Source organism: Allobosea sp. 05T422_2 (genome assembly GCF_056396265.1).
The window spans coordinates 1-8,320 of record NZ_JBFTLD010000286.1 but is presented as its reverse complement, the minus strand read 5'-3'; the positions used below and the strand labels follow the sequence as shown (position 1 = coordinate 8,320).

General features: G+C 67.1%; 8 protein-coding genes. All 8 read left to right on the top strand.

The features are described 5' to 3' along the window. Positions 1 to 1,539 (top strand): dipeptide ABC transporter ATP-binding protein (locus tag AC1DJT_RS31155; RefSeq protein WP_476835569.1); only part of this gene is annotated, 1,539 nt, incomplete at its 5' end. Positions 1,540 to 1,685: 146 nt separating this feature from the next. After that, positions 1,686 to 3,173 carry a xylulokinase gene (locus tag AC1DJT_RS31150; protein WP_441507127.1) on the top strand — a complete coding sequence of 496 codons (1,488 nt, stop codon included), beginning with the start codon at positions 1,686 to 1,688 and terminating at the stop codon, positions 3,171 to 3,173. A gap of 262 nt (positions 3,174 to 3,435) precedes the next feature. Beyond that, on the top strand, positions 3,436 to 4,377 hold the full coding sequence (locus AC1DJT_RS31145) for an ABC transporter permease (RefSeq protein ID WP_441507103.1): 942 nt from the start codon (positions 3,436 to 3,438) through the stop codon (positions 4,375 to 4,377). A 47-nt stretch (positions 4,378 to 4,424) separates the two neighbouring features. Then, positions 4,425 to 5,366 carry a sugar ABC transporter substrate-binding protein gene (locus AC1DJT_RS31140; RefSeq protein WP_113519288.1) on the top strand — a complete coding sequence of 314 codons (942 nt, stop codon included), beginning with the start codon at positions 4,425 to 4,427 and terminating at the stop codon, positions 5,364 to 5,366. Between the two features lie 65 nt (positions 5,367 to 5,431). After that, a complete protein-coding gene (locus AC1DJT_RS31135; protein WP_441507104.1) occupies positions 5,432 to 6,205 on the top strand; it encodes an ATP-binding cassette domain-containing protein in 774 nt (257 codons plus the stop codon). 1 nt (position 6,206) lies between these two features. Then, positions 6,207 to 7,133, top strand: a complete 927-nt coding sequence (locus tag AC1DJT_RS31130) for a nucleoside hydrolase (RefSeq protein ID WP_476835568.1) — start codon at positions 6,207 to 6,209, stop codon at positions 7,131 to 7,133. 13 nt (positions 7,134 to 7,146) lie between these two features. After that, positions 7,147 to 7,665 carry a hypothetical protein gene (locus AC1DJT_RS31125; RefSeq protein ID WP_476835567.1) on the top strand — a complete coding sequence of 173 codons (519 nt, stop codon included), beginning with the start codon at positions 7,147 to 7,149 and terminating at the stop codon, positions 7,663 to 7,665. 179 nt (positions 7,666 to 7,844) lie between these two features. Continuing rightward, the coding region (locus AC1DJT_RS31120) for a phosphoadenosine phosphosulfate reductase domain-containing protein (RefSeq protein ID WP_476835566.1) at positions 7,845 to 8,320 on the top strand (476 nt) is incomplete at its 3' end.

Sequence of the window (8,320 nt, the reverse complement as noted above, 5' to 3'; positions counted from 1 at the left end):
GGCGAGTCCGGCTCCGGCAAGACCCTGGCTGCGCGCGCTCTGATGGGCTTCATCCCGCCGGCGGTCAGGCGTGTCGCCGGCTCGATCAAGTTCGAGGGCCAGGAGGTCACGACCATGGAGCCGAAGCAGCTGCGCGCCATGCGCGGTTCGCGTGTCGGCATGGTCTTCCAGGAGCCGATGACCTCGCTGAACCCCTCGATGCTGATCGGCCGGCAGCTCGACGAGGGCCTGGCGCTGCATCGCAAGCTCAGCACCAGCGAGCGCAAGGAGCTGATCCTCGACATGCTCCGGCGTGTCGGCATCCGCGATCCCGAGGGCGCGTTGACCTCCTATCCGCATCAGTTCTCCGGCGGCATGCGCCAGCGCATCATGCTGGCCTCGGTGATGTTGCTGAAGCCGGCGCTGCTGATCGCCGACGAGCCGACGACGGCACTCGACGCTGTCGTGCAGCGCGACGTGCTGGAGCTGATGGTCGACCTGACCAAGGCCAACAACACCGCCGTGCTGATGATCAGCCACGACCTCGGCATGATCGCGCGCTATTCCGACCGCGCCATCGTGATGTGCCAGGGCGATGTCGTCGAGCAGGGCCGGACCGAGGAGCTGCTGGCGCGGCCGAAGCACCCCTATACGCGCAAGCTGCTGGCCGCGATGCCGCATCGCGGTCCGGCGCRCGCGCTGCCGGAAGCCGGAACGCCGATCGTCTCGGTGCGTGATCTCGTGATCGACTATGGCGGACGCCAGGGCTTCTTCCGCAAGGAGGCGCCGAAGCGCGCACTGCATGGCATCAGCCTGGATGTCGCGCCGGGCCAAGTCGTCGCCGTCGTCGGCGGCTCGGGCTCGGGCAAGACCACGCTCGGCCATGCGATCGCCGGCCTGATCAAGCCGACCAGCGGCGAGATCCGCTTCGAGGGCAAGCCGATCGACAAGAGCGAGACKGCCTATTGGGATTACCGGCTGAACTGCCAGATGGTCTTCCAGGATCCCTATTCCTCGCTCGATCCGCGCATGACCATCGGCGATCTCGTGGCCGAGCCGCTCCGGCTGGTGCCCGGCATGACGGCGGCCCTGAAGGCGGCGCGGCTGCAGGAGGTGCTGGCGGAGGTCGGCCTCGCCGACGGCTTCGCGTCACGCTATCCGCACGAGCTCTCGGGCGGCCAGCGCCAGCGCATCGCGATCGCACGCGCCGTGGTGCGCCGTCCGAAATTCGTGATCGCCGACGAGCCGGTCTCGGCCCTCGACGTGACGGTGCGGGCGCAGGTGCTGGAGCTCTTCGCCGAGCTGCAGCGCAAGCACGGCTTCTCCTGCCTGTTCATCAGCCATGATCTCGGCGTGGTCGAGCAGGTCGCCGACCGTGTCGTGGTGATGAACGAGGGCCGGATCGTCGAGGACGGGACCCGCGACGAGATCTTCGACCGGCCGCAGCATGCCTATACCCGCAAGCTGCTCTCTGCCGTGCCCGGCCTCGAAACCGCGCCGGACGGAGGCGTGCGCCTGTTCTGGCGGCTGGTCGACGAAACCGAAGCCGCGCTCGCCTGATCCCCAGCTTCCGGCGGCGGGCGCTACGCGCCCGCTCGCTCTCCTGCTATGAGGCAGGCCCCTGGCAGGGAGCGACGGATCAAGGCGATGCAGGTGAGGGTGATGTCCGGCAGGCGTAGCGGCGACGGGAGTATTCGCCGGTGAGCATGGTTCTCGCCTGCGATCTCGGCGGCACCAGTTTTCGCGCAGCTCTCGTCGACGAGGCGGGGCAGCTTCGGGCCCGCCATAGCATCGTCATGCGGGTGCCGATCGAGCAGGGCGGCGCCGCCGAGATCGATCCCGACCACTGGTGGAGCGCGCTCCGCGAGAGCGCAGCCGTGCTCCAGGCTTCCCATCCCACGCTCTTCGGGCAGATCGAGGCATTGGCGATCTCGGCGCTGACGCGCACGCAGGTCTTCGTCGATCGCGACGGCCAGGTGCTCCGTCCCGCCATGCTATGGCGCGATACGCGCGCCGACACGACGCTGCCCTCGCTTCTGGCCACGTGCCCGAAGGAGCATCCGGAGACAGCGGGCCTCAATGCCTTCCACCCGCTCGCGCGGCTTTGGTGGCTGAAACAGTCCGAGCCGGGCATCCTCGCSGCCACGGCGCATGTTCTCGATCCCAAGGACTATCTGAATCTGCGCCTGACCGGGGTCGTGGCGAGCGATACCGTTTCGCTCGCGCGGCTGGAGGCGGCCGCAGCGGCCGCGCCCGCCGGCGGTTCGCTGTTCGACGCTGCCGCCCTGCCGGTGACGCTTCTTCCGCCGCTGCGCCAGCCGGTTTCGATCATGGGCCATGTCCAGCCGGGGCTGGAAGGCGCACTTGGCCATCTTGCCGGCCGGCCCGTGATCGCCATGGCGAACGACACCTGGGCGAGCGTGGTCGGATTGGGCGCCATGCGTCCGGGTTTTGGCTACAACCTGTCCGGGACGACGGAGGTGCTGGGTCTCGTCAATGCACGGGCTGCCTGGGCCGAAGGGCTGATGACGGTAGACTGGGGCGCCGGCCTCACCCAGCTCGGCGGCCCCAGCCAGACAGGGGCCGACACGCTGATCTGGCTGCTCGAGCTGCTCGGTCGCTTCCAGGGCGAACCGGCGCAAGCCGGTCGCGAGCTTGGCCGCGTCCTTGCGGAACCGCGCGATGCCGCCCCGGTGATCTTCCTGCCCTATCTCCAGGGCGAACGCGTGCCGTACTGGGACCCGTCACTGCGCGGGGCTCTCGTCGGGCTCAATCGCCGCCACCGCGCGGTTGACCTCGCCTGGGCGGTGATGGAGGGCGTCGGTTTCCTCAATCGTGTCGTGCTGGAGCGTGCCGAGGCAGCGTCAGGCCGGCCGATCGCGGAACTTCGCTTCGGCGGAGGCGGCGCTGCCAATCGCCATTGGTGTCAGATCAAGGCGGATATCCTCGGCCGTCCGGTCGGCGTCGTCGAAGGCGAGGAGCATGGTCTGCTCGGTGCTGCCATCGTCGCCTGGACCGCTCTCGGACGCTTTCCGGATCTCGCCGCAGCGCAGGAAGCGCTTGTCAGACTGGCGCGGGTCTACCAGCCGAACCCGGCCTCACGCGAACCCTATGATCGGCTGTTTGGCCTCTTCCGACAGGCAGAGCAGGCTCTGGCTCCAATCGGGCGTCAGCTCGCCGGTTGGCGCGAGTGAGGGGCCGCACGTGCAGCATGGGCCTGACGTTGCGCAATTGGACGTGGAGAATTCGCTCTCAACCCGTTGCGCCGGCTCGCATTCGCGTTGGCCCCGCACTAGGGTTGAGTTGTTCCATTCGGTACGGCTTCGGCCGGTTCGGATGGAATGCCCGCTCGCCCGCTGTCATGACATGATGCCCCGACACTCGATCCCGTCTCCCCATCAGCCCTTTGCGACGCCCGGAGGCCGCATGGCGCTTCCGTTGCGGGGAACGCACTGAATGCGCACGCTTGTCGAACGGCATGGCACTGCATTGGCGGGGCTCGCCCTGATCGGGTTCTTCGTCGCGTTTGCGCCGAATTTCGCAAGCCCGGGCAATCTCCTGAACATCGCCAAGGACACGAGCTTCCTCGCCATCCTTGCACTCGGCTTTGCGCTCGCCCTGACCATCGCCGAGCTCGATCTGTCGATCGCCGAGGTCGCGAGCCTGGCTGCAGTCGCCGCTGGCTGGTTCATCCAGGCGGGCTATGACCCCGCGATCGCGGTCCTGGCCGCTCTTGCGGTGGGCGCCGGGCTGGGGGCCTTCAACGGTTTCGGCGTCACGGTGCTGAAGGTTCCTTCGCTGATCGTGACGCTCGGCACGGCCGCCATCGCCAAGGGGCTCGCCTTCATGATCACGCAGGGCGTCGCCTTCGTCGGGCGCTGGCCGGCCGGATTCACCGGCCTGGCACGCGGCACGACGCTCGGCCTGCCCAATCTGATCTGGTTCCTGCTTGCGGCGACCGGCATCTCCTATGTGCTGCTGAAATGGACCCGGACCGGCGCCCATATGGCGGCAACCGGCGAGGCTGATGAGGCGGCGCGGCTCGCAGGCATCGCGACCATGCGGATGAAGCGGCTTGGCCTGCTGCTGGCCGGCGTTTTCGCCTCGATCACCGCCGTGCTGCTCGCCGCGAGCCTCTCCTCCGCCGCTCCGAACATGGCCGGCGACTATTTTCTCTACGCCATTGCCGCCGTGCTGCTCGGCATGACGATGTTCGAGCCCGGCAAGCCCAATGTGGCCGGGACGGTCTTTGCCGCGCTTGTGCTCAAGGTTCTTGGCAACGGGCTCGTGCTGATGGGCGCAGCCTATTACGTGCAGGATATCGTGCTTGGCATCATCATCATCGGCTCGGTCGCATTCTCGGCCAGCGTGGTGCGGAAGGCAGCCGTCAAGGTTTGAACGCAACAACGCCGCGCAGCCATCCGCGCGGTCCGGAGGGGGTAGTCATGAAGTTCGTGAAGATGGTTGCAGCCAGCTGTCTGGCGCTGGCCTGGGGCGTCGGCAGCGCCTCCGCATTCGAGCTCGGCGTCATCGGCTTCCAGTTCACCTCGGAGACGCATGCGCGCGTTGCAAATGCGGCTGCGGCTGCGGCCAAGGCCAAGGGCTGGAACGTCACCCTGCTGAATTCCGAAGGCGCGCTGCCGAAGCACGCCGAGCAGTTCGAGGCGCTGATCGCCAAGAAGGTCGACGCCATCATCGTCGCCATGGGCAAGCCGGTCGAGGCGGAAGCCCAGTTCAAGGCCGCGAAGGACAAGGGCATCCCGGTCATCACAGTCCAGTCCGGCGCCGGGCCGTACTCGCTGTTCGACATCCAGACCAATGAATACAAGGTCGGTGCGGACGCAGCCCTCTATCTGCTCGGGCAGATGGGCTACACCGGCAACCTGATGTCGGTGCGTTTCGACGGCAATATCGCCTCACGCATTCGCGGCAAGGTGCTCGACGTCGTCCTGTCCGAGAACACCGCGGTCAAGGAAGTCGGAAAGCACGGCATGGCGCGCACCCAAAGCTGGCGCGACGATGTTCGCAGCGGCGTGCAGGCGCTGCTCCTGCGCAATCAGGGCAAGATCAACGGTATCTGGGCCTCCTTTGACGGTCAGGCCTACATCATCGACGATCTGCTCAAGGCCCAGGGCGTCAAGAAGGGCGAAATTCCGCTCGTTTCCGTCGATGGCGGCGCCGAAACCTATCGTCGCATTGCCGACCCGGACAGCACCTTCCTCGCGACYGTCACCGTTCCCTTCGAGGAAATGGGCGTGAAGGCTGTCGAGGCTGTCGAGGCCATCGCCGTGAAGAAGCAGCCGGTGAGCGCCATCACGACCGGCCCCTATCTCTTCATGGACGCGGTCGTCGTCGACAAGAACAACGTCAAGGACTTCCTGAAATAGGGCGCCCCTCGTCCGGGCCGGCCTTTGCAGCCGGCCCGTTTGCGCGCCCTCCGGAGAGCATGCGGATGACAGAAAAGGCGGCCTCGGAGCCCATCTTCGCGATGCGCTCGGTCGGCAAGAATTACGGCGCCGTCCAGGCACTGAGCGGCATCGATCTCGACGTCCATGCCGGCGAGGTCCTGGCGATCTGCGGCGACAACGGCGCCGGCAAATCGACGCTGATCAAGATCATGTCGGGCGCCGAGGCGCCGACCGCCGGCACCATTCGCCTGCGTGGCCGCGAGGTGCATTTCCGCTCGCCGCATGACGCGCTCGAGCAGGGCGTGGCGACGATCTACCAGGAGCTTGCCCTCGCGCCGCGCCTGTCGATCGCCGCAAATGTCTTCATGGGGGCCGAGCTGACGCGCCCGCTCGTGCTGCCTTTCCTGCGCGTGCTCGACAAGGCGCGGATGGCGGACGAGGCGAGAGGCTACCTGCGCCGGCTGTCGGTGCAGATCGAGGACATGACGCGCCCGGTCGAGCGGCTCTCCGGCGGACAGCGTCAGGCCGTGGCGATCTCGCGGGCGCTTCGCTGGAACGCCGAGGTCATCATCATGGATGAGCCGACGGCTGCGCTCGGCGTCAAAGAAACCGCGCAAGTGCTTGATCTTGTACGCCATCTCAAGGCGGAGGGGCGCACTGTCCTGCTGATCAGCCACAACATGCGCGACGTGGTCGCGCTGGCGAGCCGGGTCGTGATCCTGCGCAGCGGCCGCAAGCTGCATGACCTGCCGATCGGCGATCTCACCCCCGACGATCTCAGCCATCTGATCATGTCCGCCCCGGCGCTGGCGGCCTGAGATGGCACGGCCGATCATCATCGACACCGATCCCGGGCAGGATGACGCTGTTGCCCTGCTGCTCGCCTTTGCGCAGCCTGACGAACTCGACATTCGGCTGGTCAGCACGGTCGCGGGCAATGTCGGGATCGACCTGACCACCGCCAACGCGCTGCGCGTCCGCGATCTGGCGGCGCGCCCCGATGTGCCCGTACAAGCAGGCATGGCGCGGCCGATGCTGGAGCCGCTCGAGACGGCGGAATTCGTCTCCGGACCCGACGGCCTGAGCGGCGCCGGGCTGCCGRCCGCCGCCTCGTCGGCGGCTCCCGGCCATGCCGTCCAGGGGATCGTCGAGGTCCTGCGCGCAGCCACAGACGGCAGCATCACGATCTGCGCGCTCGGGCCGCTGACCAATGTCGCGATGGCCTTGCGGCTTGCCCCGGAACTTGCGCCCAAACTGCGCGAGATCGTGGTGATGGGCGGGGCCATGGGCCTCGGCAACATGACGCCGGCAGCCGAGTTCAATTTCTATGTCGATCCGCATGCCGCGGCGGTCGTCCTCGGGGCGGGCGTTCCTGTCACGCTGTTTGGCCTGCATGCGACGCATCAGGCCATCGCCTCGTCGGCGGCCATGGCGCGGTTGGACGGGCTCGGCACCCGCACCGGGCGAGCGGTCCACGGCATGCTGACGCGTCCGCGCCCAGGGGGCCTGGGCACGGCGGCCCACCCCATGCACGACCCCTGCGTCATCGCCTGGCTGCTCTGGCCCGAGCTGTTCAAGGGCCGTGATTGCCATGTCGAGATCGAGCTCGCCGGCAATGTCCGGGGCCGCTCGACCATCGACTGGAACGGCCGGACGAAGCGCCCGGCAAACGCCTTCGTCGTCAACGAGGTCGATGCCGACCGCCTGTTCGAGCGCATGATCGATGCGCTCGCCCGCCTGCCTTGAGGATTGCTGGATCATGACCCATCCGGTCGACGAGTGTCTCGCCGAGGCCGAGGCCGCGATTGCGCGCATGAAGGAGGCCGCGATCGCCGCGCGTCACCAGCACGCGCGTGCCGAGCTGATGCGCCATATGCGGACCACGGCCCGCAAGGTCGTCTCGCGCCCGCTCGATGAGGCGGTCGCACTCGTCTCGCATGAATGGATGAAAGCCTGGAGCCTCGATGCAAGCGCCTATCCCGAACTGGCCCATGACATCACTGCCTTCACCGCTGCCTTCTGCGCCGATGCGCGCGAGAGCACGGAGCAGACGCAGGCTGCGATCCGGGATGCCGTTGCCGCGCTGGAAACAGGCTTCCGGGCCATCGGCACGAGCCTGAGCGACMAGATGGCGTTCCGCTCCGAATGCGCCCATGGCTGGTGGCAAAGCGTCGTGGCGCTGCCGGCCGAATTGCGGGCCACTGAGCGCCGCAGCATTCCGCGCGCCGGCGAGGATGCGCCCTTCTGGAGCGCCGGCGCCCAGCCGCATTGCGGCTGAGGCCTCACTCTCCCCGCGTCGGGGACGGCAGTCGCGCCCGGCTGCCTGCCTCGGCGAAAGGTTCTTCTCTTCATTTTGTGAAATAAGAAAAACCACACTACCTCAAGTGAATTGCCCCGGTGGGCGTTCGGGTATAGCTGAATTGTTCGATTTACAGAACAATACAGGCGGCCAAGACCATGGCCAGAGACCCCATCGATACGGGCCTTTCCGCCCAACAAGGCGCACCGGCTGAGGCAATTGACTTGCCCGAGCGCGCTGCTGACCTCGTTCGCGCGTTCGGCAAGTCGGATGCGCGCGACCGTCTCATCGGACTGCGTCAGGCGGTTTCGGGACGGATCGTCTTTACCACCAGCTTCGGCCTTGAGGATCAGGTCCTCATCCATCTGATTGCTCGTGCCGGGCTTCCCATCGAGATCGTCACCCTCGACACCGGCAGGCTCTTTCCGGAGGTCTACAGCCTCTGGCAGGAGACTGAGCGTAACTATGGCGTGGTGATCCGCCCCTTCTACCCGCGCCATGACGCGATCGAACTTTTTGTCCGCCAAAACGGCATCAACGGCTTTTATGCTTCCCGCGACGCCCGCAAATCCTGCTGCGACATCCGCAAGGTCGAGCCACTGGGCCGGGCCCTGGACGGGGCGGAGATCTGGAT

What these genes read in the sequence shown, in the direction of transcription:
- AC1DJT_RS31145 (WP_441507103.1), top strand. Translation starts at nt 3,436, where the DNA reads ATGCGCACGCTTGTCGAACGGCATGGCACTGCATTGGCGGGGCTCGCC.
- AC1DJT_RS31135 (WP_441507104.1), top strand. Translation starts at nt 5,432, where the DNA reads ATGACAGAAAAGGCGGCCTCGGAGCCCATCTTCGCGATGCGCTCGGTC.